The organism is Bacillus sp. AF62, assembly GCF_050312695.1.
Lineage (GTDB): Bacteria > Bacillota > Bacilli > Bacillales > Bacillaceae_G > Bacillus_A > Bacillus_A cereus.
Genome location: NZ_JBNPJZ010000089.1, coordinates 21,841 through 47,120, shown reverse-complemented (window position 1 = coordinate 47,120; position 25,280 = coordinate 21,841). Strand labels below are relative to the sequence as shown.

Below are 25,280 nucleotides of genomic sequence, written 5' to 3'. Positions count from 1 at the left end.
CCTATTTTATGAATATGCTCTATCCCAAAAGCGTTGTTTTGTCATAGCTTTAATAAATTCATTTGCTAGCCGCGTAGGGTCTTGTTCTATTAAAACACCAGGCTTTCCTTCGATATTTAAAGATTGAATAATAGAAGAGCCGTTTTGGAGGGAGCCAATCGGCTTAAAGTGATTATATGATTCTACGACAAATGAACTTGCTTTGTTAAGAAAATGATCATCCATCTTTCCGCCGATAAGAAGTAATCCATCGTAAAGGAGTGGTGAGCCTGTTAAGAAAGTATCATTTACTTCCCATTGTCCATTTGGCGTTCCCTGCACTATGCCTAATCGTTCGGAAACGATCACTGGTTGAAGACCTACTTGTTTGAACTGATTTATTATATATTGTGCGCTTGGCCCATCATATCCATTTGCAACAATGACACCTACTCGTAATGTATTAGGGCTAAAGGTCGTATTTGCCATACTTAGTGCTGGAGATGATTTTGTAACGTTGGATTCTTGCACATTTGGGACTTTTGCTCCGAGAGCTTCTGCAACTAAAGTAGCCAATTCTGTACTAATATGTCCAATCATATCAACGACTTGTTGGCGGACAGATTTACTTTTGACTTTTCCTAATTCAAAGGAGAAAGCCTGCATAATGTGGATTTTTTCGACGTGACTCATACTATTCCAAAATAAACGAGCTTGAGAGAAGTGGTCTTTGAAGCTAGCGGCAGTTTCCCTTGTTTTATGACCAGATACAGTAGAAGGATATGTAACGAATCCCCCCTTTGTTCCAGGTACAGTATAAGGAGAATTATTTGCTAAGGAATTGTTATGGTAGGCAACTTTTCCTTTGTCGATTATATATTTAGACGCACCATCTCTTTGGTTGTTATGAAATGGGCATATTGGACGGTTAATCGGTAGTTCTTGATAATTTGTACCAACGCGTGCTAATTGTGTGTCTGTATAAGAAAAGAGTCTACCTTGTAAGAGAGGGTCATTGGTAAAGTCAATACCACGGACGATACTTCCAGGGTGTAGTGCCACTTGTTCAGTTTCAGCAAATACATTATCTACATTGCGATTTAAGGTCATTTTCCCAATGATTTTAACGGGGAAATCTTCTTCAGGCCAAATTTTCGTTGCATCTAATATATCGAAGTCGTATTTAAATTCGTCCTCTTCTTCTAAAATTTGAATGCCAAGTTCGTACTCAGGATAGTTTCCAGCATTAATATTTTCCCACAAATCACGGCGATGGTAATCTGGGTCAGCACCACCTAGTTTTTGTGCTTCATCCCAAATTAACGAATGAACGCCAAGCTTTGGCTTCCAGTGGAATTTCACGAATCGTGACTTTCCATTTTTATTAACTAGACGAAATGTATGAACGCCAAATCCTTGCATCATTCGAAAGCTTCTTGGAATTGCACGATCGGACATAATCCACATCATCATTGCAGCTGATTCTTGATTGTTGGCGATGAAGTCCCAAAAAGTATCATGTGCTGTTTGACCCTGTGGAATTTCATTATGTGGCTCTGGTTTAAGGGCGTGAATAAGATCAGGAAATTTAATGCCATCTTGAATAAAGAAAATGGGAATATTATTTCCTACTAAATCAAAATTTCCTTCTTCTGTATAAAATTTAACGGCGAATCCTCTTACATCTCGATTCGTTTCATTTGCTCCTTTTGATCCAGCTACTTCAGAGAAACGAATAAAAAGCGGTGTTTTTTTTGAAGGGTCTTGTAGAAAGTGGGTCATTGTTAGCTCTTCTAAAGATTCATATAACTCAAAAATGCCATGTGCTCCGTATCCTCGTGCGTGAACGACTCGTTCTGGAATTCGTTCACGGTCAAAGTGAGAAAGTTTTTCTCGCATAAGGAAATCTTCTAGAAGGGTAGGGCCACGATCACTGGCAGTTAAAGAGTTTTCATCATTTGAAATTTTAACACCTGTATTTGTTGTCATCTCCTTTCCTTCATTTTCACGCGTGAAAGATTGGAGTTGTTCTGTCTTTTTATTTTTTTTGCCGTCCATAAAAACACCTCCCATAATATACGTATTATTGTTTATGTTTTTTATGCTTGTATATAGCATGAAGATGTTGCGTCGTTGGGATGATTTTCCTCAAATGTTCGATTTATCTTTGTTTGTCTATGAAAATCATTTATTATAATAAATGGTATTCTTCGAGATATTATTTTGAAGGGGTGTTGAAGTGAAAGAAAGTTTTCTATCATATAAAGAAGAAGAAAAGAATGCAAAAATCCTTTTATGGGTGTTATATGTCATTGTTATTGTATATCAAATTTTCTATGCAATCGTATTAGACGATAAATCAATAATGGATAAGGGATACAAAATAGTATGGCAAGTTATTTGCGGAGTAGCAATACTGTGCGTGAATATATATTTAATGAAAAAAGAGAAGGCAAAACTTGTTAAATATGCATGGATATTTGCATACATAGGGATAGAAATCGCTAATATATTTTCATATATTTTTTATAATAAGGCGGCGTTTGATGCGACAAATATAATAGAAATTATTCTCATTTTCTTTGTACCCATATTTTTAAATAAAAAATTCTATGTGTTTTTACTTTCCTCTATTGTAGGAAAATATTTAATTTATTTATTTGTATTAGAGGAAGTAAAAGCATTTATGTTCCTTATTATGTGTACACTTATGTTAATAGCTGCATATATCATTTTAAACCGATTTTTACAATATCTTTCAGCTGTAAAGGAAAGTATAGCGATTGCTAGTGAATCACAGAAATTAGCAGTAATCGGAAAAATGGCAGCGACGGTTGGACATGAAATTAAAAATCCACTCGCTTCATTAAAAGGATTTACGCAATTACAACGAGAGAAGCATGAAGAGGATCCTACTTATAAACGTATGATTTTTGAAATAGAAAATATGAATAATATGATAAGCGAGTTAATGGAAGTTGCTACATGCAAACCTTCTATTTATAAGAAACATGATGTAGGAAAAATTGTATTACAAGTAATAACAAGTCTTCGCGAAAAAATGAATGAATTAAACGTGCAGTTTATTTCGAATGTGGAAGAAAAAACAATAGAAGTTGAATGTGATGAACGAAAAATAAGAGGAGTCTTTTTATATACGATAAAAAATGCTTTAGAGGCAATGGAACAAGATGGCATATTACATGTAAGATTAGAAAATAAAGGGAAAGAGTATGTAATGATCAGCGTGATTGATAATGGTCATGGTATTAAGCAAGAAAACTTAATTCGTGTTACAGAGGCCTTTTATACAACGAAACAAGATAAAATTGGTCTGGGACTTACGGTAGCGAATCGAATTGTCGCCGAGCACCTTGGTGAGCTGCATATTTCAAGTGAAAGAGATACTGGAACGAGAATAGACATCATTCTCCCAAAGAAGTGTAGAAATACTGAAATCCAAGTGGAAGAAAAGCTAGGAGTTACCATATGAATAAAGGCTATATATTTAAAAACGAAGAAATAAAGGCGCTGAAAGCATTTTTAAGTTTATTTTTCATTATATTTTTTGTATATGATCTTGCCTATGAATTTATCGTACCGTTAATCGGTGGAGAGCAAGAAGGTGTAGGAGAGTTTGAAGATGGTTTAGGTTTATGGCTTTACTTTTTGATGGTAGTATTGTTTTGCGTTGGGATATACTTTATGAAATGGAAGAATGCTTTTGCGGTAAAGTATATTATTCTAATTGGCTATAATGTATTAGATTTTATCCATAACATTATGATTTATTATGGTAGCGATGCAGAATTTGACGGTGGAAATATAGTAGAAGGATTTTTTATTTTGTTTGCACCAATCTTTGTGAATAAAAGATATTTCTGGTTAGTTCCAGCGATACTTGTCGGAAAGTATGCTCTTACAGGAATCATTATTCAATCTTCTCTCGTTTTAATCCCAATGGCATTATATAGCGTATTTACTATCATATGTTGGATTATATTTTTGAGGGTTCAGTCTTATGTTCGTACGCTTGAGATGATGGACAAAGAAATAAAACAGACAGAAAAACTAGCAGCTGTTGGAAAGATGGCAACGGTTATTGGTTATAAGATTAGAAGACCTTTAGCAAACTTAAAAAAACTTGTGAATAAACAAGCAGACAAGCATCCAGAGGATAAAATCTATAGTGATATTATGAAACAAGAAGTAGATCGGATTCATATAATTGCTACAGAACTTAGTGGATTTGAGAAATCTAAATCACTAGAATCAGAAACTCATAACATACAAGAAATTATCTCTTATGTTATTCGAGTTATGGAAAAGCCTGCTTTAAAACAAGGAGTCTACATACAAGGTATTTACAGTAAAGACTTACCATCAATTTCATGTGATGAAAAACGATTAAAACAGGTCTTTTTTAATTTAATTAAAAATGCAATTGAAGCAATGTCAGTTGGCGGAACAATTACGATTAAAGTTACTGTAAAAGATGGAATCATCATTCAAGTGAAAGATGAGGGATGCGGCATTCCGAAAGATAAAATTCCAAAGTTAAATGAAGCCTTTTATACAACGAAAGAAACAGGAACTGGTCTAGGTTTAGTAGTTACAGAAAAAATTATTAAAGACCACGATGGTAAAATGAGTTTTGAAAGTGAAGTTGGGATTGGAACGACGGTTGAGGTTATGTTACCACTGCATTAAATAGAAAAAACATCACTTCCAAATAAGTGATGTTTTTCTATTTTATCTTGCTATTTATGGATAGTAAAAATCTCATTTTATCGATAAAGAATGTATGATGTATTTCTAAGATCAAAATGTTTTTTTAAGTTTTTATTATGGATTTTCCAGTGGAAAATTTAGACTATAAAAATTAATTGTTTTTTTCTAAAAAAACTATTTTCTTTTTTGGGTTTTAATGGTATATTCAAAACACGATAAATAAATACCTATTTTTGGCACACTATTCGAAAGGATAGGTCGCAAAGCTAAGAGTCTAAAGTAATGAAAATTACTATGATAGTCTGGTTGCAGTTTGGATTTTCACACATAGTTGTATGTATGAAAATCGAAGAGGCAACCGGATTTTTTATTGTCTCAAAAAGAAAAAATAAATGGGCACACTGTTCGAAAGGATAGGTCGCAAAGCTAAGAGTCTAAGGTAATGAAAATTACTATGATAGTCTGGTTGCAGTTTGGATTTTCACACATGTTGTGATGTATGAAAATCGAAAAGGCAACCAGGCTTTTTATTTTCTAGGAATACACATTATGATTGTAAATTTAGCTGAATAATAAATTTAATGTTCGAAATATTCGGTTCATAAGAAGTGAGGGAGGGAAGTACATTGCAAAATCAAATAGGTAAATTTGGGCGTATACTTCTCGCTGGAGGAATATTATTTACGCAAGTTGGTGTGCTAGATTACTCTGCAACGAAAGTTTATGCGGTTACAAACGACGAGCAAGGACGTTTTATCGTTCATATGGATAAACAAGAAATAAAAGTTGATGAAAATGTAGTATTAAAGATTACAAATACAAATAAACAAGATGCTAATATCGAGCTGAAATTATCTAATGAACAGCTGTTCAATGAAGCAGAAACGAAAAAAATGAACGAAAACAATAAAGCGATTCAAAACATTTCAGTAACAGAAGATCACATTGTAAAAATTGAAAAGAATGAACAAAGTAATTTTATCGGTGACGTATATGTAGTCATTCAAATGAAAAAGCTGGAGAGTACAAATTTGAACCGATAGTGAAGTTTGAAGGGAATGAAAAGAAAATTGAATCTCCTTCTCTACATGTTGTAGAGAAAAAAGAGGCTTTAAATGTAGCTATTTCTGATGAAAATCCAAAGGCTTCAGAGGAAGTTATGAAAAAAGAAATAAGTGAAAAAGTGAAAGTATCGGAAGAAAATAAAAAACAAGAAATAAATTCTACTAATGCTGAAGTTCCAAAAGAAACGAAGACTTTAGCGAAAGAAAAGGTTAATGAAGAACTCGTATCAAAGGAAAATGAATTAAAAGAGAGCAATAAGGTAAACGAAAATAATCAGGAATTACCTGCTATTCAAGCTGAGAAGGTATTAAAGAGCCAATCTCTACTAGCTGCTAGTCCTGTTACAAGTATTCTTAAATATCCAAATGTAAAGGTAATAAATAATAGAACAGGTGAAGGGCCTTCTATCTCGGGTAAATATGCTTTTAGATTTGTTTGGAGCCCACAAGTAACATATGAGGTAAAGGGTAGTAGGAATGACAGAACTGGTCAAAGTCAATATACATTTAGAAATTCAAATAGAGAACAGTACGTATTAGTAAAAAAAGCTGGTGAATATCAAGGGAAATGGATTGATGTCCGTATTAATATTCACTCTATGACAGCTTCATCTGTAGATGTTAAAACACCAATAACTAAAGGTGATGCAAAAAACTTTTTACAATTATATGGGAACGGAAGGTCAGGACAAACTTATAATGCTTCCTTTGAATTTTATGAACATGGAACAAGTAAAAAAGTACCATTAACGGCAATGTGGAATTTCAAAAGGATAAATAGTTATAAAAATGTAACGTTACGTAATGATGGTAGTCATTTAACGAATTTATACGTGTATGATACGAGTTCAATTAGGTATCAAGACAAAGGGAATAATAAAATCGAGTTTTCTGGAACAGCAGGTCCAGTAGCTACTCCAGAAGCAGATATGACAATTACATTTGATAATTTAACAGAATTACCGCTAGAAGTTAGATTAAATGCTTCAGGTGTTAATGTATCATACGACCAATTAGCGATTGCACAAATTGAAATTCCAGCTCCAAGTGTAATAGGAGATATTGTGGAAGATAATTCCCGTCAACTTTCTTATAAGGTATATCAAAATATGCCTGCTCAATCGAAAGAGATTCACTATGCGAAATCTTTTGTATTAGAAAGTGAAGTGAATAAGGATTTTACTGTGAATGATGTTTCCATTCAAGATGTGGAGAGTGGAGATGATGTAAGTAGCTTCTTTGATATTAGCAGGACAAACAATAAAGTCACTGCGGTTGCGAAAGTAAATGCGCTAAAAACAGAAGAATTCAACGGGAAAATTTATGAAATGACAATTACAGGTTCTCCTGTAAAAGGTGCTAATGTAATGAAATATTATAAAGATGGTTATCTTGAAATACCGGTGTCAGCTAAAAATTATTTAGATGGCGATAAGAATGGACAAGATAGTAATCGAGATGGAATCGTAAAAATAAGGTATAAAGGTATTCCAACTGGGAAACCAGTCCCACAAAAAGTAGTGCAAGGAACAGATTTAACAAAAATGGATATTTCTAAATTTGTGACAGATTTATCTGTAGATACGAATTTGGATGTAGATAAACCAATATCAGTAGTGAAGTTAATCAATATTCCAGATACCAAAACAATAGGGAATCATACTGTAACGGTTGTAATTGAAACGAAGCAAGGTGTACAAGCGGAGATTCAAGTGCCGGTTACTGTCGTTGATGGGACTTTAAAGTTAGTAGACGTACCAAAAGAAATTACATTTGGAGATTTAACAATTCCATCGAAAACAACGACATACGCACCGAAGACGATTTCAAATCCTTTAAAGGTAACCGATGATCGTGTTAAAAAGCAAAAATGGAGTGTATATGTAAAGGAAATCACACCATTAACTTCAGCGCAAAATGACACATTGACAGGAGCATTGATTTACAAACGAAATGGAAAGGATACACCTTTAAGTACCTCTAGTATAGAAGCATTCTCGTATATTTCTAAAAACGATGAGGAGGTTTCACTAAATTGGAAGGAAAACGAAGGAATTCATTTACAAGTAAAACCAGGGCCGAATGTCAAAGCAAATACTAAATATGCTGGACAGCTAGAATGGACATTAACCGATGCTCCTCTCTAAAAACATATGAAATATATAAATTTTAGAAAGGAGAGAGTAATGAAAAAAATAGTTGGTATTATCGTTTCCACAGTTATATGTGTGCCGTTTCTTATGGCAAATGTAGTAACGGCTACAAGTACGAATTCAAAAGCGGGTATTACATTTTCGAATAGCTATACACCAAATACATCAACTGATCCGACAAAGATAAATACAAAAAAAGAGACAGTTGATAAAAATAAAAATGGAGATAAATATTTACCGAAAACAGGAGGCCAGACACGGGATTTCAAACAATATATAGGATTGTTTTCGATTGTTTTATCTTATATGTATTCAAAAGAATTAGGAGAAAGCAAGTGTATTCAAAATAAAAAATAGATGAAAACAGAGAAAAGGGGAAGGTACATATGAAACTAGCAAAATTAGCATTAATCGGTGCAGTATCATTAACATCAGTTGCAGCAGTAGGAACTTCAGCATTTGCGGAAGAGAAAGCAAATATGAAATCAAAAACAGATGTAACGTTTATTGAAGATACAAGCACAACAGATCCAAACAATCCAGAAAATCCAAATGAAAAAGTTACACCAGAGAACCCTGGTGACCATGAAATAGGAACAAAAGGTCCATTAAGTATTAACTACGTTTCTAACTTACACTTCGGCGAGCAAGTTATCTCTGGTAATGATCAAACGTACTTTGCAAAATTGGATAAAGTGAAACAAGGGAGCAAAACAGTTGAAGTACCTAACTTCGTATCTGTAACAGATAACCGTGGTACAAATGCAGGATGGAAATTGAAAGTAAAGCAAAATGCACAATTTAAAAGTGGTAATAGTGAGTTAACAAATGCAGCTTTAAGCTTAAGTAACCCAGCTGTAAATTCTGTAACTGATGCACAATATGCACCTACAACATTTAAAAATAAAGTAACGCTAGCTCCAGGTGGAGATGCGGTGGAAATTACTACTGCCGCAAAGAATAAAGGTATGGGTGATTGGACGACTGCATTCGGTAAAGGAACAGAACAAGGTAAAAAGAGTGTGAGCTTATTCGTACCAGGTACGACAGCGAAAGAAAAAGGTGCGAAATATTCAGCTGAGTTAACTTGGACTTTAGAAGATACACCAAACTAAGCTTATACAAGATTGAAAATTAAGAATGACTGAATTTTAAAAATGATCATAAAGGGGTATAAAACTATGAAACTAGCAAAAATAGCATTAATTGGAGCGGTAACATTATCATCAGTATCAGTAGGAACGTCTGCATTTGCAGCTGAGAAAGATGGCGGGAAATTAGACTCAAAAGCATTCATTAAATTCGAGAAAAATACAGATAAAATTGATGTTGTTAATCCAGAGAATCCAGATGAAACTGTAGATCCAGTTGATCCAGATAAAAAAGGTACAGATGGTCCACTAAGTATTGATTATGTATCTAACTTCAACTTTAAAACACAAAAAGCATCAGGGAATAACGAAATCTACTTTGCAGAATTAGATAAAGTAAAGAAAAAAGTAGACGGTTCTGTAATTGACGTGCCGAACTACGTTCAAGTAACAGATAATCGTGGTACAAATGCTGGATGGCATTTAACAGTAAAACAAAATGGTCAATTCAAAACTGCAGATGATAAAGCGTTGGATGGCGCGGCATTAACATTAAAAAATTCAGCTTTGAAATCAAATGCAGGTAGCGACGCACCAACAGCAGAACAATCTATCACATTAAATCCAAGTGGTGCAGCATCTGATTTAATCGATGCAAAAGAAAACCAAGGTATGGGTACATGGGTAAATACGTTTGGTAAAGATGCAACAGAAGCGAAACAAAGCGTAGAGTTATCTGTACCAGGTAAAACGAAAAAAGAACAAACACAATACACAACTTCACTAACTTGGGAACTAACAGACGCTCCTATGTAAGTAAGAGGAATTTTAAGATAAAAGAGGAAAATGAGAAGAGATAAGGGAATGGCTTTAACCTTGTCTCTTTCTTGTCTATAAAATGGATATGAAGGGGATTACATAAGAGATGGTAAAAAAACTATTTACTAGCTTACTATTAATTACATTCTTCATGGTAAACGCTTTTTCAGTATATGCAGCTGAAATGAAATTCGCTGTGACAGCAGTTATACCAGAAAATCAAATTGATAAAAATCAAACGTATTTTGATTTGAAAATGCAACCTGGACAAAAGCAAACAATTCAAGTCCAAATGAAAAATGATACGAATAAAGAAGTTGTGGTAGAATCGTTTGCTAATACAGCAATTACGAATAGCAATGGTATTACAGATTATAGTACAGTAGAACCAAAAACGGATTCTACTTTGAAATATCCGTTTTCTAAAATTGCTAAAATGCCAAAAGAAACGAAAGTCCCAGCTAACAGCATAGTGACAGTTGATATAAACCTAGAAATGCCAAATGAGTCGTTTGATGGTGTTATTTTAGGTGGTTTATACTTTAAAGAAAAAGAAGATGAGAATGCAAAGAAAAAAGATGAAGGTGTGCAGATTGAAAATAAATATGCATACGCAATTGGTGTTGTTTTAAAAGAAACAGATGCTGAAGTAAAACCAGACATGAAATTAAACGAAGTAAAGCCAACACAAATTAACGGGCGTAACGTTGTTACTACAAATTTACAAAACGTAAAGCCAGCAATGTTAAAAAATTTAAGTGTTGATGCAAAGATATATAAAGAAAAAGGTACAGACATTTTATTTGAAGCGAAAAAAGAAAATTTAAGAATGGCGCCAAACTCAAACTTTGATTACGCTATTAGCTGGGAAAACAAAGCATTTGATCCAGGAACGTACCGAGTAGAAGTGAAAGCCACTGATGGCAATCAAAAATGGGAATGGACGAAGAAATTTACAATTGAAGGAAAGACAGCTGATAAGTTAAATGATACAGCGGTAGAAGCGAAAAAAGACTACACACTATATTACATTATCGGCGGAGTACTACTGTTAATTATATTATTAGTTCTTGTATTCTTCTTAGGTAGACGTTCTAAAAAAGAGGACGATAACGAAAAATAATATATTGATAGTGTAAAAAGAAATTAATGGATGTTTTACTACGAAAAATATATAATGGCTTTGTCTGTTATTTGTTGTAGTTCATTTATATTTCTATTTGTTGACCCGAATCTCGGGTCTTTTTTTATGAAATGAATTGCTATATGTTAGTAATTAGAAAAACAGAATATACAGCACTTGCAGTATGAATATAAAGAGCGGTTGTATCCTCTCACAAAAATAGGTTTCCAGCTGTAATACTGATAGCACCAGTAAAGTCGGTGCTACCAGTAGGTTCATTTTTCGGCACAACGAAAGCATTTACGTAGGTACATGTGCTTTCTCATTTATCTATTTTTCTGTGGTCGGTTGTATTGTGTATATAAATTAAAAAAATGATAGTGTTAGAGCCACCATTTCTCCTGCGGAAGCAAAATAACATCCACATCAAAATTCTCTTTAAACCAATCATACATCAATGTCTCTTTCACTAAATATTCAGAGGCAGAGTGTGACACCCCAATTAGAGACATACTCGTTTCTTTTACATAATCCATAATGAGAGAGTATTTATGTCGGCCGTAATCATTGTCGATATGGCAATGGATTTCTCCTGTAATATATGCTTCAGCACCTTTTTCTTCTGCTTCCTTCATTAAAGATACAACATCGCCACATCCAGCGATAATTGCGATTTTTTTGATGGAATCATGTCGTTTCCCTTCGAAGTCTGTGTAAGGAATCTGGAAGAGTTGTTTTAGATGTTTTTGGAGTGCTTCTGTTGATGTTTCATCTATTTCACAAATAAGGCCAACTGGTTCTTGTTCTGGACCTCCATATGCAAAGTGGTCCACTACAGTAGCGTTTAATGCTTTTGCAATTGAAATACTCGTTCCATGTGTTTGATGAAAATCCATTGGTACGTGACATGTATATATAGAAAGTTGTTTTTCTTTTATTTCTTGCAAATATTTTTCAGGGATTGGTATGAAACCGCGGCCTGATCTTCCAATTGGATCACCACACTCCATTACAAGGGGATGGTGCATAAAGAGTAAATCACCAGGTGTGGATTGTGAAATGAATGTTTCAAGAATGTCATTTGTAGGGAATACAGCTAAAAATACTTTGTTTACATTTTCAGATCCGTGCATCATAAGGCCGTTAAATAAATCTACAAAATTTGCTTCGAAAAATTGTTGCCAAGGAAATTTGATAGGATCATATACGGCTGGGATAAATCGACTAAAGGCACTATCTTTTCCGTATTTTTCAATTTGGAATAAGTGATCGAGTGATTGCTCTATTTTTTTTAAGGCTGGCATGTTTAATAATCCTCCTTAAGATGATTCTTGCTTTATGAGTTGTTTGTATTCTTCGTAGCAAAATAAGAAGCGGATAGGAAACAAATAAAACCTAGAATCCAGCCAATAGAAGGAGAATAGGGAAGTACATGCTGTAATAGCATTCCGCTAGAAATGAAGAAACTACTAAATAGACCTAATAACATAGGATATCGTTGTAGTTTGAACACAGATAGTAAACATCCTTTCTCCTGCATGAACTACTCATAAAAGCTCGATTGCTGAAACTTTATCACATACATTGTATATTAGTCTTAATTTTCTGTATATAACTTTTAAGAAAAATGGTGATACAATATATGAATGATAAGAGAAGAGAGGATGAAGATTAACATATGTACGTTACTGTAACAGAAGCAGCATATAAAAAGATTATGGATACGATTCCAAGTGAAGCGAAATATATAAAGTTATTTTACGATAATGAGGGTTGCGGTTGTGTCATGAGTGGAATCATCGATTTAGTAGCTGTAGCAGAAAAAGATGAGCGCGATGTGGATATTGAATCAAGCACAATGAATTTTATCGCTGATCGTACAAAGCTTGTATTTATGGACGATAAGTTAACGGTTGATTGGCATGAAGGTGGAGGAACTTTTCAGTTGAAGAGCCCAAGCCAGTTTTATAATCCAAATATGAAATTACACGTTCGAGTATAGTAAAGGAAATGTGAGTCCAAAATGTATTTTGGATTCACATTTTTTTATTTTATAAGGCGCTATTATTGTCGATTTTTGTTGATAAGTCGATATATTGAAAAAATCGCCGATATAATTTCATTTACCAAAACGTCCCAATAGTAAAAAGGTTTTTTCACATAATGAAATGTACATGTGATTGAATTTTCTGTATAATCTTATTTGCGGAGGGGATACGCATGAGAAGATGGGGAATTGAGTTATTAATTTTAAGTGTTGTTATTATTTGGGGGATTAACTATACGATTGCAAAGTATGGATTTTTAGAATTTACAGCAATTGAATTTACTGCACTTCGTATGATGGCGGCGGCACCGCTCCTGTTACTTCTTACCTTTTTTATTGAAAAATCGGTTTATATGGAGCGAAAGGATATACCTAGATTAATCATCGTTAGCGTTGTAGGTATTGTACTGTATCAAACGTTATTTATGGAAACTGTCAAATATACATCCGCTACAAATGCCTCTTTACTCATTTCTATTTCACCTATTTTTACAACTGTATTTGCGATTTTTCTGAAACAAGAAAATTTTTCTTCTCGAAAGTTAATCGGTTCTATGATTGCTTTTGTTGGTGCAGCATTAGTTTTAGTAGCAGGACATTCACTTACTAGTTCTTTTTATGGCAATGGAATTGGACTTATTACATCAATATGCTGGGGGCTTTATCCTGTTTTAGCAGGACCATTAATTAAAAAATATTCAGCATTACGTGTTACAGCATGGTCTGCATTAGTGGGTGCGATTCCGCTATTATTGTTAAGTGGTCCGCATGTGTTTGTCATGCCATTTCACATTACTCACGGAATGACACTATTTGCTTTACTATATTCTATTTTCTTTGTCACAGTATTTGGTCTAGTAATGTGGTATGTTGGTGTTCAAAAAATTGGGGCGTCACATACGAATGTATATATGTATATAACGCCGCTTGTAGCTGTTTTATTTGCAGCTGTCTGGGCAAATGAATATGTATCGTTTCAACAAATCATCGGTGGAATTATCATTTTTGTCGGTCTATGGTTTGTGAAATCGGAGAAAGTAAAAGTTCATTCTATTGCAGGGGAACCTATATCAAAATAGGAAAACAGATCACCTATGATCTGCTTTCCTATTTTTTTATTTTTGGTAAGAAGATGAGAAATAAGATAGCAGTAATAAGTGGAATTAAGTTTAAAAATGGAATACGGAAGAGTGTAATAAGAATAATACCTGGAAGAAGAACACCGAGGACAGCGTAAAAAATGCTATGGTTTTTCGTGTACCAATACAATGAAAGTCCGATAAGTGCAGGGATAATGAGGTGAATGAGAGCCATTAAAAAATAAATCATTAGACGCCCCCTTTATTTGTGTGCTTATTACATCATATCCGTATGTTCATAGATTGATATCATTTTTTTCATAAATGGACGAAAAAAGTTTGAAAAACCGTCACAAAATATGAGAATATGATGTTTGAAATCTTGTATAATATTATTTTCTAAAAGCATTTAAACAACATAAACATACTGTTTATGTTGTTTTTAATTTGAGTGAAATGGATGTAAGGAATATGGATTTGAAAGAAATTTTTTTTTGGATAGATAAGAACGAATGAAGAGAGGTACAGCATGATTAGTATGTCACTAAGATCATTTAAAATCCAATCGTATTATATACTAGGTATTTTGTTACTAGGTTGGATGTTAACACCGTTTTCAGCACACTTTTTAGGCGCTGGAATTGGGCTTATTGTAAGTATGTATTGCGTTTGGCTTCTAGGGAGAAGAATTGAGAAGCTTGGAGATAGTATTGTAAAGAAGACGAAAGCACCGACACTCGGTATGTTTAACCGTTTTGCAGCTGCCATTTTGGGTGCTATTATTATGTACGAAATTGAGCACCACATGGTTATGTGGGCATTTGCAGTAGGGATTATGGGTGGTTATTTCTTAATCGTTGTGAATTTAGGATACTATAGCATGAAAGATGAGAAAGAACTAACAAAGAGCTAAAAGAGATAAAAAGATAAAAGACTTCTTTTTAGATGGAATAGATGATCCAGCCACGAATAGAAGCGGTCAGGGCCTTTTTTAACCCCATATGATGTGAAACCCGAGAGATGTAGCGAGTAGGGATATAATGTATATATTCGAAGCTGTAATTTTATAATCTAGGTCACAGATGAAGAGATTAGCATTTCACTTTATATAAGATATAGAAAGAAGCTTACGTTTTCACGTAAGCTTCTTTTTTATGTAAGTGTGTGTAACCGTTAAGCCGCATTGGGTTTTGTCGGTGAGTACGCGAAACTTTACGGTTACAAGACACTTATTCATATGAGTAAAGGGTTATTCCAACAGAAAGTTTTAATTTAAGCGATTGGACCGCCTAAGTTAATAATATCTTCAGAAACGCTTTCGAACTTTTTGAAGTTCTCTTTGAATTCATTTGCAAGCTCGATTGCTTTTGCTTTGTAAGCAGCTTTATCAGCCCAAGTTTGTTCAGGCATTAACACTTCGTCAGGTACACCTGGTACGTGAAGTGGAACTTCAAGACCGAAGATATCATGTTTAGCTGTTTCAGTTTTTGCAAGTTCGCCGTTTAATGCTGCTTGAATCATTGCACGAGTATAACCTAAGTTCATACGTTTACCAACGCCGTATTCGCCGCCAGTCCAGCCAGTGTTTACTAGGAATACTTTCGCATCGTGTTTCTCGATTTTTTCACCAAGCATTTCAGCGTAGCGAGATGCATCAAGTGGTAAGAATGGTGAACCGAAGCAAGTTGAGAATGTAGCTTGCGGAGATGTAACGCCGCGCTCTGTTCCTGCTAGTTTACTAGTGTAACCACTTAAGAAATGATACATAGCTTGCTCTTTTGATAACTTACTGATTGGAGGCAATACGCCAGATGCATCAGCAGTTAAGAAAATAATTGTATTTGGGTGTCCAGCAACACTTGGCAGTACGATATTGTCGATCGCATGCATAGGGTATGCAGCACGAGTATTTTCTGTTAAAGTAGTATCGTTGTAGTCTGCGATACGCGTTTGGTCATTAATGATAACGTTTTCTAAAACAGATCCAAATTTGATTGCATCGAAAATTTGTGGTTCTTTTTCGTGAGAAAGGTTTACACATTTTGCATAGCAACCACCTTCAATATTGAATACACCGTTATCAGACCAACCATGCTCATCATCACCGATTAATTTACGGTTTGGATCAGCAGATAATGTTGTTTTACCTGTTCCAGATAAACCGAAGAATAGTGCTACGTCGCCTTCTTCACCTACGTTTGCAGAGCAATGCATAGAAAGGATATCTTGTTCAGGTAATAAGAAGTTCATAATAGAGAAGATTGATTTTTTCATTTCTCCAGCGTATTCTGTACCACCAATTAGTACGATACGTTTTTCGAATGAAACCATAATGAATGCTTCAGAGTTTGTACCGTCAACAGCTGGATCAGCTTTGAAATTCGGTGCAGAAACAATTGTGAACTCTGATTCATGAGTTGTTAATTCTTCTTCAGTTGGACGAATGAATAATTGATGTACAAATAAATTGTGCCATGCATATTCGTTAATAACTTGAATTGGTAGGCGGTAATTGCGGTCAGCGCCTGCAAATCCTTTGAAGACGAATAACTCTTCTTTTTCTTTTAAGTATTCTAAAACTTTAGTATATAATTTATTAAAATGTTCTTCAGAAATCGGTTGGTTCACAGCTCCCCAAGCAATTTTGTCAGCAACCGATGCTTCTTTCACAATAAATTTATCTTTAGGAGAACGTCCTGTATATTTTCCAGTTGAAGCAGAAACGGCACCAGTCGAAGTTAATTTCCCTTCATTTCGCATTAATACTTTTTCCACTAATTGCGGAACACTTAGTGGAATCTGTGCATTGCTTCCGTTCAATAATTCGTGTAAACCAATTTGGACATTCACAGTACTCATATTTATATACCATCCTTTTCATTTAATGAAATATTTCTCGTAATCCCCAACAAGAGTATAACACAATTATATAAATAATGTATACTATTTATTTCTTTTTGTTTGTGTGAATGCATTATTTCCCTATTAATATTTCATTTCAGGCGTATTGAGAAAAACTTTCAGGAAAATGTGAATATTAATTGACAAATGAATATCATTTCTTTAGTATAGGTTGGGACGGATACTCTCTTATCCCGAGCTGGCGGAGGGACAGGCCCGATGAAGCCCAGCAACCTCACTTGTATTGATAAATGCAGGTGAATAGGTGCTAAAACCTGTGCGAGGCTACAGGTCTCGAACGATAAGAGCGAAGGGCAAAAAGCAGTATGCAAGTAGCAAATTAAACCTTTCCTCTATGTAAAGTAGGAAAGGTTTTTCTGTATGCTTGTGTGGGAGAATAAATGTATGTCGCAGTTTGTGGCAAATTAAGGATGAGTTCCGTACAATATATACAATTACTGTAGGGAGGTTTACCACATGACAAAAAAACGTCATCTGTTCACATCTGAGTCTGTAACTGAAGGACATCCAGATAAAATTTGTGACCAAATTTCTGATTCAATTTTAGATGCGATCTTATCAAAAGACGCAAATGCACGTGTAGCTTGTGAAACAACTGTAACAACTGGTTTAGTATTGGTAGCGGGGGAAATTACGACTTCTACTTACGTAGATATTCCAAAAATCGTTCGTGAAACAATTCAAGGCATTGGTTACACACGCGCAAAATACGGATTCGATGCAGAAACTTGTGCTGTTTTAACATCTATCGATGAGCAGTCTGCTGACATCGCTATGGGTGTTGACCAAGCGCTAGAAGCACGCGAAGGTCAAATGACTGACGCTGAGATTGAGGCAATTGGTGCAGGAGACCAAGGTTTAATGTTTGGTTTCGCATGTAATGAAACACAAGAGTTAATGCCACTTCCAATCTCGCTTGCTCACAAATTAGCTCGCCGTTTAACTGAAGTACGTAAAGATGATACATTATCATACTTACGTCCAGATGGAAAAACGCAAGTTACAGTTGAGTATGATGAAAATGGTAAACCAGTACGTGTTGATACTATCGTAATTTCTACACAACATCACCCAGATGTTACATGGGAAGAAATCGATCGCGACTTAAAAGAGCACGTAATTAAAGCTGTAGTACCAGCAGAATTAATGGATGGAGAAACAAAATTCTTCATTAATCCAACTGGCCGCTTTGTAATTGGTGGACCACAAGGTGATGCTGGTTTAACAGGACGTAAAATCATCGTTGATACTTACGGTGGATACGCTCGCCATGGCGGCGGTGCATTCTCTGGTAAAGATGCAACAAAAGTTGACCGTTCTGCAGCATATGCAGCTCGTTATGTTGCGAAAAACATCGTAGCAGCTGGTCTTGCTGACAAAGCAGAAGTACAACTTGCATACGCAATCGGTGTAGCACAACCAGTATCAATTTCAGTTGATACATTCGGCACAGGTAAAGTATCTGAAGACGTACTAGTAGAACTAGTTCGTAACAACTTCGATCTTCGCCCAGCTGGTATTATTAAAATGCTAGACTTACGTCGCCCAATTTACAAACAAACAGCAGCTTACGGCCACTTCGGACGTACTGATGTAGATCTTTCATGGGAACGTACAGACAAAGCTGCAGCTTTAAAAGAGCAAGCTGGTCTATAATATATGAAAAAAAGCTTTGCGCGGTGAGCGCAAAGCTTTTTTTATTTCGTTTTACTTACAATTTGAATGCATGATTTGCAATATACTTCGCCTTCTAGCTCAATATACTTTTTCGTATTAGTCATGCCTTTTCATACGTTTGTATTTCCTTTTTACATGATTTACAAAGGGTGGGTTTCTACTGGAACATATGCAATCAACCTTTCATTTGACGTGCTTTACCTGCGCAAAAGGCACTGCTTAGTAAAAATAGTGTCGCGAATATAATGCTTACTAATGTAGCGTATGGAATTGCACCTTTTAAGGAAAAGCCGACAGTGATTGAAGCGATGAATAAGAGGATGAATGTTGTTGTTAATTTTTTATAAAGTTCCATACCATGTAGACCTCCAATTTATTTTTTAGTACAAGTTTTAAAATTGAATTCTATTATGTAGAAAATATAAAGAGTAGCTAAAGATGTGTAGTCTAGGAGTATAAGAAAGTGCACTTTCCTTTTTGTGGGTTAGTATACTTATATTGTATCATGGCGCATTATTGGCTTCATACATAATTGTGTAAAGATATGTATGATAAAATGAAGAAAAGTCTTTAAGAAAGGAAAGATAAAAAATGAGTGTAACTGAACATAAAAAACAAGCTCCAAAAGAAGTGCGTTGCAAGATTGTTACGATTTCCGATACACGTACGGAAGAAACGGATAAGAGCGGACAACTATTACATGAATTGTTAAAAGAAGCGGGCCATACAGTAACTTCTTATGAAATTGTAAAAGATGATAAAGAAAGTATTCAGCAAGCAGTGTTAGCTGGTTATCATAAGGAAGATGTAGATGTTGTATTAACAAATGGCGGTACTGGTATTACGAAGCGTGATGTAACAATTGAAGCAGTGTCAGCTCTATTAGATAAAGAGATTGTCGGGTTTGGTGAGCTGTTCCGCATGATTAGTTATTTAGAAGATATCGGAAGCAGTGCAATGTTAAGTAGAGCGATTGGCGGTACAATTGGACGCAAAGTAGTTTTCTCGATGCCAGGGTCGAGCGGAGCGGTTCGTCTTGCGATGAATAAATTAATTTTACCGGAATTAGGCCATATTACATTTGAGCTGCATCGCCAATGAGTAAGTGGGTTGGAATTGTATTAGCGGGCGGTATGTCGAGTAGATTCGGTGAGCCAAAAGCGTTAGCGAGCTGGCAAGATAGTACTTTTATTGAGCATATTTTGAAAGAGATGACGAGTGTGCTCCAAGAAGTTGTAGTCATCAGTCATTCTGATATAAAAGAGCGAGTAGAGCAATTCGTACAAGTTCCTGTTATAGAAGATATTCCGCACTATAAAGGAAATGGGCCGCTTGCCGGCATTGTATCAGGAATGGAATACATAGAAGCAGATTGGTACGCTATTATGCCTTGCGATGCGCCAAATGTTTCGCATGAATGGTTTACCATTTTACTGGAGCAAACGAGCAATGAATATGATGCGGTTGTACCTATTATTAATGGAAGAAAACAGCCGCTACTTGCAGCGTATCATAACCGCGTGAAAGAAAAGATTTATGCTTTACTTCAGGAAGAAAAAAGAAGTATGGGGCAGCTTTTATCACAATGTAATGTGAAGTATGTTTCTGGAGAAGATGTACAAGTGAATGCGGGTTGTTTTATAAATGTAAATACGAAAGAAGAATATGTGCAGGCTCAAAAAGACCTTTCAAATGAATGAAAGGTTTTTTGATATACAGAATTGGGGAACAATTGCTGTATAAAGGTATGTGAGTAAGTTGATTTTAAGGGGAATTCTTAAAATCATTATACAGCAAAAACACTGTATAACCATATATTAATTTTTATGGGTTTTTATTACAAGTCTGTTTAGTTATGTTTATTTTTGCTATAATGAATATGGAAATAAATGATATTTCACCTTATGTATCATTCATTCAACTAAAATTTACAAGTGTGTAATAAACTCCCTTCGTTTTTTGAAGGGAGTTTTTCTGTTCAAGCAAGTAACTCTGATGTGGTATGCTGAAGGACTTCTTCATACTGGTTAAGTAAGCCGCGAAAGATCTCATCCCAGCTTTTTGATTTCGCAAAAGATGAAGCTGCTATTCCCATCTGCTCAAGTTTTTCTTCATTTTGTAATAAAAAATAAATGGATGATAGAAATGCATCTTCATTTTTAGGCGGACAAAGAACTCCCGTTTTTCCATCTGTAATAATATTTTTAACCCCGCCACTATTTGCACCAATAACAGGTGTACCGCATGCGAGTGATTCAAGTACGACATTTCCGAATGTTTCAGTAGCTGATGGAAACACCATTATGTTAGAACAAGCATATGCTTCAGCTAAATCTGCACTTTGTAAATAGCCAGTAAAAGTGATATTTGTTTTCGGAACAGCTTCACGTAAACTTGTTGCAAGAGGACCGTCTCCTGCGATGAGCCAATGAATGTCGTTTCGAGTATGTGCTGTTTTAACGATAAGGTGTTGTAGCGTATCAATATCTTTTTCAGGAGCAATTCGTCCAACGTAGGAAAGGACATATTTCGCTGTAATATTATATTTTTTTCGGAATAGGTCTGTATTGTAAGCAGGATGAAAGAGTGTGCAATCTACACCACGTCCCCATATAGAGAGGGTCTGAAAGCCTTTGTTTTTTAATTGATGTAATGTTTCAAAGGAAGGTACAAAATTTTTTTGCATATGACTATGAAACCATTTTAAATAGTTCCACAGCATATTGGAGAGAAATTCAATTTTGTAATAGCGTAAATACGCATCGAAATCAGTATGATAAGAACCGACAACTGGGATGTTTAATTTTTTTGCATAATACAATCCACAAAGTCCCATGTTGAAAGGTGTGGCAATGTGAATAATGTCAGGTTTAAAGGAAAGTAGTTCCCGTTTAATGCGCGGAGTAGGAAAAGAAAAACGACATTCTGGATATAATATTGTTAACGGGATACTTCTCATCTTATTCACATTCGCTACAAAATTATCTTCAGCTGTATGCTGAGGGGCGAAAACAGAATAGGCGATCTGTTCTTTCTGAAAATATCGTGTTAATCGCTCTAACGTTTTCGCAACCCCGTTAACTTGTGGCGTAAAAGTATCGGTAAAAATGGCGACTCTCATCATATCACTCCTTTATGTGAAAATTGGGATGAATTGATAAAAAGAGATGATGCCAGAGCAAGTGCCAAGGCACATACCGACGAATACATCTGACGGATAGTGAAGTCCTAAATAAATACGTGAAATACCGACGCATAATGCTAACGGTAATAGGAAAGCAAGTAAGCTTGGATTATAGCAAATAAATGGAATGAAGACAGAGAAAACGGCTGTTGTATGACCAGACGGGAAAGAGTGGTCTTTTAATGGATGGACTGGATATTTCGCATCCTGAATTGTTAAATACGGACGTTTTCGTGGATACCACCTTTTTAATATTTGTACAGGAATATGGCTAATTGCTAAAGAAATAGCAGCAGCGATTGCTGCTTGGTGTAAAGTCCCTTTTGCAAAAATTAAAAAGAAAAGTGTAAGTGCAATGGAGAAAGTAGCACCACCGATATGGGTAATATTGCTGAAAAAGATATTTAACGTTTTTTGATCAAAGTAGCGATTAATTCCTTTAAAAATGTAACATTCTATTTTATATAATCCACTGACCTTCATGAAAATTCTCCTCCCTCGTTTACATATATATGGAGATATTAGCTTTTATTTTAATAAGATTTTGTTGAGGGAGTAATAATGTTTTGTAAAGAAAAAGTTAGTTTTTATATAAAAAAAGCTGCCAGTATTATGGCAGCAGTAAAATCATTTTTGTAGTGATTTATAATATTGACCTTTTTCAACATACTGCGTACGAATACGCTCCATATCTTTACGGTCTTCTTCTGTTAATTCACGAATGACTTTCGCGGGGCGACCGAAAGCTAACGTGTTTGGTGGAATTTTCTTTCCTTGTGAAACGAGGCTTCCAGCGCCGATAAAAGCTCCTTCGCCAATTTCAGCACCATCTAATATAATGGATCCCATTCCAATTAAAGCATCCTTTTTAATATGACAGCTATGTAAAATAACTTGATGTCCAACTGTAACATCATCTTCTAAAATAAGAGGATACTGAGGGCTTTGGTGGAGTGTACATTGGTCTTGTACATTTACTCGGTCTCCAATTATTGTTGATGACACATCACCACGGATGACTGTATTAAACCAAATACTTGATTCCTCGCCAACGGAAACGTCGCCTGTAATCGTAACATAGTCAGCGATAAAAGCACTACTCGCAATTTTCGGATTTTTTTCTTTGTAAGGATATATCATGTAAAGTCTTCCTTTCCTAGAGACTAGTTTTAGTGTATCAAATTATGAGAAAGAGTGAAATGGAGGAGGTCCGTATGTGGAATTATGAAGCAGAGGAAGCAAAAGCTGTCATTGTTATCGTGCACGGCGCAATGGAATATCACGGACGTTACGAAGCCGTTGCGGAAATGTGGAATCACATCGGCTACCACGTCGTGATGGGGGACCTTCCGTCACATGGAACGACTTCAAGAAATAGAGGACATATTGATTCATTTGATGAATACATAGAGGAAGTCAAATTATGGGTGAAAGAAGCAAGAAAGTATAGATTACCTATTTTTCTATTCGGTCATAGTATGGGTGGTCTTATCGTCATTCGTATGATGCAAGAAACGAAGAGAGAAGATGTAGAGGGTATTATTTTGAGTTCGCCTTGTTTAGGGGTAGTGACTGGACCCTCTGCTCCGCTTCAATTTGCTTCAAAAATATTAAATGTTGTGGCTCCAAAATTGCAATTTGCAACGAATCTTACGGTGGAAATGTCAACACGTAACCATGAAGTGAGAGATGCAATGGAGAATGATTCATTGTTCTTGCGCAAAGTATCAGTACGTTGGTATAGTGAATTGATTAAGTCTATCGAAATTGCTCATAAAAAAATAGACGATTTTCCAGACGTTCCGCTCTTGCTAATGCAAGCATGTGAGGATAAACTTGTAGATAAAACACGTGTCCGCATGTGGTTTGATAATGTTAAAATAGGTGATAAGGCATATAAAGAATGGCCGAATTGTTATCACGAGTTATTAAATGAGTATGAGCGTGATGAAATTTTGAATTATATTCAGTCATTTACTGAAATACATGTCAATAATATAGTAAAAACAAACAAATAAATCATTATTTGTACATTTAATAGAGGAGATGAAGGAAGAAGTGAACGTACCGAGTAATCCCATAACGCTCATGGCGAAAGTATACCGTGATGTGTTTCCGGTTGTACACCATGAGCTAGCGATGTGGAAAGAGCGTGCCTACCATATTCCGAATGATGAGCTTCATAGTCAGGCAATCGCAAGTATTGAGCATAAAACGTTTCATTGTGAGGGTGGTGGCATTTTATCACTGCTAGCAAATGAACACCGAGAGGAATGTATTCGTTTTATCGTAGCGTATCAAACAATCAGTGACTATCTAGATAATTTATGTGATCGCAGTACATCACTTGATCCGAATGATTTTGCCGCGCTACATGAATCAATGTTAATGGCACTATCACCTGAAGTGGAAGGTGGCGGTAATTATTATCGTTACCGTGATGATCAAGATGATGGTGGTTATTTAGATGAACTTGTTGAAACGTGCCAAGATGTTTTAAAGAAAACGAAGCACTATGACAAAATTGCTCCTGTTCTTCATGAACTTGCTTGTTATTATTGTGATTTACAAATTCATAAACACGTGAAGTTAGAAGAAAGAGAACCGCGCCTGAAAAATTGGTTTGAAGCACATAAAGAAAACTTACCTGAGATGAGCTGGTTTGAATTTTCAGCATGTGCCGGTTCTACACTTGGAATTTTCTGCCTTGTAGCATATGCATTTCATGATGAATTACATGATGAAGATATTGCGAAAATTAGACAAGGATACTTTCCTTACGTACAAGGACTTCACATTTTACTTGATTATTTCATCGATCAAGAAGAAGACCGCATAGGCGGGGATTTGAATTTCTGTAGTTATTATGAAAACGAGCAAGCTATATTAGATCGTATGAAACACTTTGTAGAAGAAGCAGAGAAGAGCATTGGTGATTTGCCTCATGCGAAGTTTCATCGTCTCATAAGCCGAGGGTTACTTGGTATTTATTTATCAGATCAAAAAGTATCAGCACAAAAGAATATGCACAAAATGGCACGGCGCATTGTAAAGTACGGAGGCCTCACTTCACGATTCTTCTATTGGAACGGGAAGATGTACCGAAAAAAAACAGCGCAGTGATGAAGAAAACCACTCATGTAGAGTGGTTTTTTGTTATAATATGGTAAAGTTGGTGGTGGAAATGAAGCGATTGTTTCAAAAGCTATATGACAATATTGAAGTAACATTACTTGTGCTACATTCCATTTCATTTGTAACTGGAATGTATATGATGATGAATAGGCCAAGTGGTCCTACTGTGATGGATTACGTGCCACAAGTAATAATTGGCGCAATTATTATAGTAGATATTGTCTTTTTAATAAGTGGTAGAAAAAAAGAAAATAGTAAATAAAAAAGCATTTGTAC

At 35.3% G+C, this 25,280-nt stretch carries 23 protein-coding genes, 2 pseudogenes and 3 riboswitches; of the genes and pseudogenes, 16 read left to right on the top strand and 9 right to left on the bottom strand.

Annotated features, from left to right (window positions below):
• Positions 1-6 precede the first annotated feature (6 nt).
• Entirely contained in the window at positions 7-2,037 is a 2,031-nt protein-coding gene (locus tag ACQRBL_RS23935) for a catalase (protein ID WP_097920460.1), read from the bottom strand.
• A gap of 181 nt (positions 2,038-2,218) precedes the next feature.
• On the opposite strand from ACQRBL_RS23935, the gene ACQRBL_RS23930 reads away from it, so the two are divergent.
• The 7 genes and pseudogenes from ACQRBL_RS23930 (at position 2,219) to ACQRBL_RS23900 (ending at position 10,960) form a co-directional block, all read left to right on the top strand.
• The gene (locus tag ACQRBL_RS23930) at positions 2,219-3,472 is read left to right on the top strand and encodes an ATP-binding protein (RefSeq protein WP_000664860.1); all 1,254 of its coding nucleotides are present in this window, start codon (positions 2,219-2,221) and stop codon (positions 3,470-3,472) included.
• Entirely contained in the window at positions 3,469-4,689 is a 1,221-nt protein-coding gene (locus tag ACQRBL_RS23925) for an ATP-binding protein (protein ID WP_411995735.1), read from the top strand. The genes ACQRBL_RS23930 and ACQRBL_RS23925 overlap by 4 nt, the downstream gene beginning before the upstream one ends.
• A gap of 246 nt (positions 4,690-4,935) precedes the next feature.
• A riboswitch (cyclic di-GMP riboswitch) is annotated at positions 4,936-5,024 on the top strand.
• A gap of 71 nt (positions 5,025-5,095) precedes the next feature.
• Positions 5,096-5,184, top strand: a riboswitch (cyclic di-GMP riboswitch).
• 152 nt (positions 5,185-5,336) lie between these two features.
• A pseudogene (locus ACQRBL_RS23920) lies at positions 5,337-7,921 on the top strand (WxL domain-containing protein).
• Between the two features lie 39 nt (positions 7,922-7,960).
• A pseudogene (locus ACQRBL_RS23915) lies at positions 7,961-8,277 on the top strand (cell wall anchor protein).
• Between the two features lie 36 nt (positions 8,278-8,313).
• Positions 8,314-9,042: a WxL domain-containing protein gene (locus ACQRBL_RS23910; protein WP_000761531.1), complete on the top strand. Its 729-nt coding sequence runs from the start codon at positions 8,314-8,316 to the stop codon at positions 9,040-9,042.
• A 66-nt stretch (positions 9,043-9,108) separates the two neighbouring features.
• Entirely contained in the window at positions 9,109-9,834 is a 726-nt protein-coding gene (locus ACQRBL_RS23905; protein WP_000761506.1) for a WxL domain-containing protein, read from the top strand.
• A gap of 109 nt (positions 9,835-9,943) precedes the next feature.
• Positions 9,944-10,960: a DUF916 and DUF3324 domain-containing protein gene (locus tag ACQRBL_RS23900; RefSeq protein ID WP_097920377.1), complete on the top strand. Its 1,017-nt coding sequence runs from the start codon at positions 9,944-9,946 to the stop codon at positions 10,958-10,960.
• A gap of 383 nt (positions 10,961-11,343) precedes the next feature.
• On the opposite strand, the gene ACQRBL_RS23895 is transcribed toward ACQRBL_RS23900, so the two are convergent.
• Together ACQRBL_RS23895 and ACQRBL_RS23890 are read right to left on the bottom strand one after the other, a co-directional pair.
• Complete coding sequence (locus tag ACQRBL_RS23895) at positions 11,344-12,264, bottom strand: Nif3-like dinuclear metal center hexameric protein (RefSeq protein WP_411995736.1); 921 nt, start codon at positions 12,262-12,264, stop codon at positions 11,344-11,346.
• A 32-nt stretch (positions 12,265-12,296) separates the two neighbouring features.
• Entirely contained in the window at positions 12,297-12,473 is a 177-nt protein-coding gene (locus ACQRBL_RS23890; RefSeq protein WP_015406513.1) for a hypothetical protein, read from the bottom strand.
• Between the two features lie 165 nt (positions 12,474-12,638).
• On the opposite strand from ACQRBL_RS23890, the gene ACQRBL_RS23885 reads away from it, so the two are divergent.
• Both ACQRBL_RS23885 and ACQRBL_RS23880 read left to right on the top strand, forming a co-directional pair.
• Positions 12,639-12,962: an iron-sulfur cluster biosynthesis family protein gene (locus ACQRBL_RS23885; RefSeq protein ID WP_000289570.1), complete on the top strand. Its 324-nt coding sequence runs from the start codon at positions 12,639-12,641 to the stop codon at positions 12,960-12,962.
• 218 nt (positions 12,963-13,180) lie between these two features.
• A complete protein-coding gene (locus ACQRBL_RS23880; protein ID WP_411995737.1) occupies positions 13,181-14,086 on the top strand; it encodes a DMT family transporter in 906 nt (301 codons plus the stop codon).
• Positions 14,087-14,114: 28 nt separating this feature from the next.
• Here the strand turns inward: ACQRBL_RS23880 and ACQRBL_RS23875 are convergent, their stop codons facing one another.
• On the bottom strand, positions 14,115-14,336 hold the full coding sequence (locus ACQRBL_RS23875; protein ID WP_000639042.1) for a hypothetical protein: 222 nt from the start codon (positions 14,334-14,336) through the stop codon (positions 14,115-14,117).
• Between the two features lie 279 nt (positions 14,337-14,615).
• Between ACQRBL_RS23875 and ACQRBL_RS23870 the strand changes: the two genes are divergently transcribed.
• Entirely contained in the window at positions 14,616-14,999 is a 384-nt protein-coding gene (locus ACQRBL_RS23870; RefSeq protein WP_000624926.1) for an ATP synthase subunit I, read from the top strand.
• A gap of 359 nt (positions 15,000-15,358) precedes the next feature.
• On the opposite strand, the gene pckA is transcribed toward ACQRBL_RS23870, so the two are convergent.
• Entirely contained in the window at positions 15,359-16,945 is a 1,587-nt protein-coding gene (gene pckA / locus ACQRBL_RS23865) for a phosphoenolpyruvate carboxykinase (ATP) (RefSeq protein WP_411995738.1), read from the bottom strand.
• 228 nt (positions 16,946-17,173) lie between these two features.
• Positions 17,174-17,295, top strand: a riboswitch (SAM riboswitch).
• A 169-nt stretch (positions 17,296-17,464) separates the two neighbouring features.
• Here pckA and metK point away from each other — a divergent pair.
• Positions 17,465-18,664, top strand: coding sequence for a methionine adenosyltransferase (metK, locus tag ACQRBL_RS23860; protein WP_000163117.1), 1,200 nt, complete (start codon positions 17,465-17,467; stop codon positions 18,662-18,664).
• Between the two features lie 196 nt (positions 18,665-18,860).
• On the opposite strand, the gene ACQRBL_RS23855 is transcribed toward metK, so the two are convergent.
• Positions 18,861-19,040 (bottom strand): hypothetical protein, encoded by a 180-nt coding sequence (locus ACQRBL_RS23855; RefSeq protein WP_000424797.1) that lies wholly within the window; start codon positions 19,038-19,040, stop codon positions 18,861-18,863.
• A gap of 236 nt (positions 19,041-19,276) precedes the next feature.
• On the opposite strand from ACQRBL_RS23855, the gene ACQRBL_RS23850 reads away from it, so the two are divergent.
• Together ACQRBL_RS23850 and ACQRBL_RS23845 are read left to right on the top strand one after the other, a co-directional pair.
• On the top strand, positions 19,277-19,786 hold the full coding sequence (locus ACQRBL_RS23850; RefSeq protein WP_000117130.1) for a MogA/MoaB family molybdenum cofactor biosynthesis protein: 510 nt from the start codon (positions 19,277-19,279) through the stop codon (positions 19,784-19,786).
• Complete coding sequence (locus ACQRBL_RS23845; RefSeq protein ID WP_411995739.1) at positions 19,783-20,385, top strand: molybdenum cofactor guanylyltransferase; 603 nt, start codon at positions 19,783-19,785, stop codon at positions 20,383-20,385. Before ACQRBL_RS23850 ends, ACQRBL_RS23845 begins: the two co-directional genes overlap by 4 nt.
• A 278-nt stretch (positions 20,386-20,663) precedes the next feature.
• Here ACQRBL_RS23845 and ACQRBL_RS23840 read toward each other — a convergent pair whose 3' ends face one another.
• From ACQRBL_RS23840 to ACQRBL_RS23830, 3 genes are all read right to left on the bottom strand, one after another.
• Entirely contained in the window at positions 20,664-21,806 is a 1,143-nt protein-coding gene (locus ACQRBL_RS23840; protein WP_411995740.1) for a glycosyltransferase family 4 protein, read from the bottom strand.
• A 12-nt stretch (positions 21,807-21,818) separates the two neighbouring features.
• Complete coding sequence (locus ACQRBL_RS23835) at positions 21,819-22,352, bottom strand: phosphatase PAP2 family protein (protein WP_097961157.1); 534 nt, start codon at positions 22,350-22,352, stop codon at positions 21,819-21,821.
• Positions 22,353-22,496: 144 nt separating this feature from the next.
• A complete protein-coding gene (locus ACQRBL_RS23830) occupies positions 22,497-23,009 on the bottom strand; it encodes a gamma carbonic anhydrase family protein (RefSeq protein ID WP_097961156.1) in 513 nt (170 codons plus the stop codon).
• A 74-nt stretch (positions 23,010-23,083) separates the two neighbouring features.
• Here ACQRBL_RS23830 and ACQRBL_RS23825 point away from each other — a divergent pair, with 74 nt between their 5' ends.
• The 3 genes from ACQRBL_RS23825 to ACQRBL_RS23815 all read left to right on the top strand — a co-directional run bounded on the left by ACQRBL_RS23825 (position 23,084) and on the right by ACQRBL_RS23815 (position 25,266).
• Complete coding sequence (locus tag ACQRBL_RS23825; RefSeq protein ID WP_025118653.1) at positions 23,084-23,887, top strand: alpha/beta hydrolase; 804 nt, start codon at positions 23,084-23,086, stop codon at positions 23,885-23,887.
• 40 nt (positions 23,888-23,927) lie between these two features.
• Positions 23,928-24,992, top strand: coding sequence for a tetraprenyl-beta-curcumene synthase family protein (locus ACQRBL_RS23820; RefSeq protein WP_001102474.1), 1,065 nt, complete (start codon positions 23,928-23,930; stop codon positions 24,990-24,992).
• Between the two features lie 61 nt (positions 24,993-25,053).
• Positions 25,054-25,266, top strand: coding sequence for a hypothetical protein (locus ACQRBL_RS23815; protein WP_023523214.1), 213 nt, complete (start codon positions 25,054-25,056; stop codon positions 25,264-25,266).
• Positions 25,267-25,280: the final 14 nt, after the last annotated feature.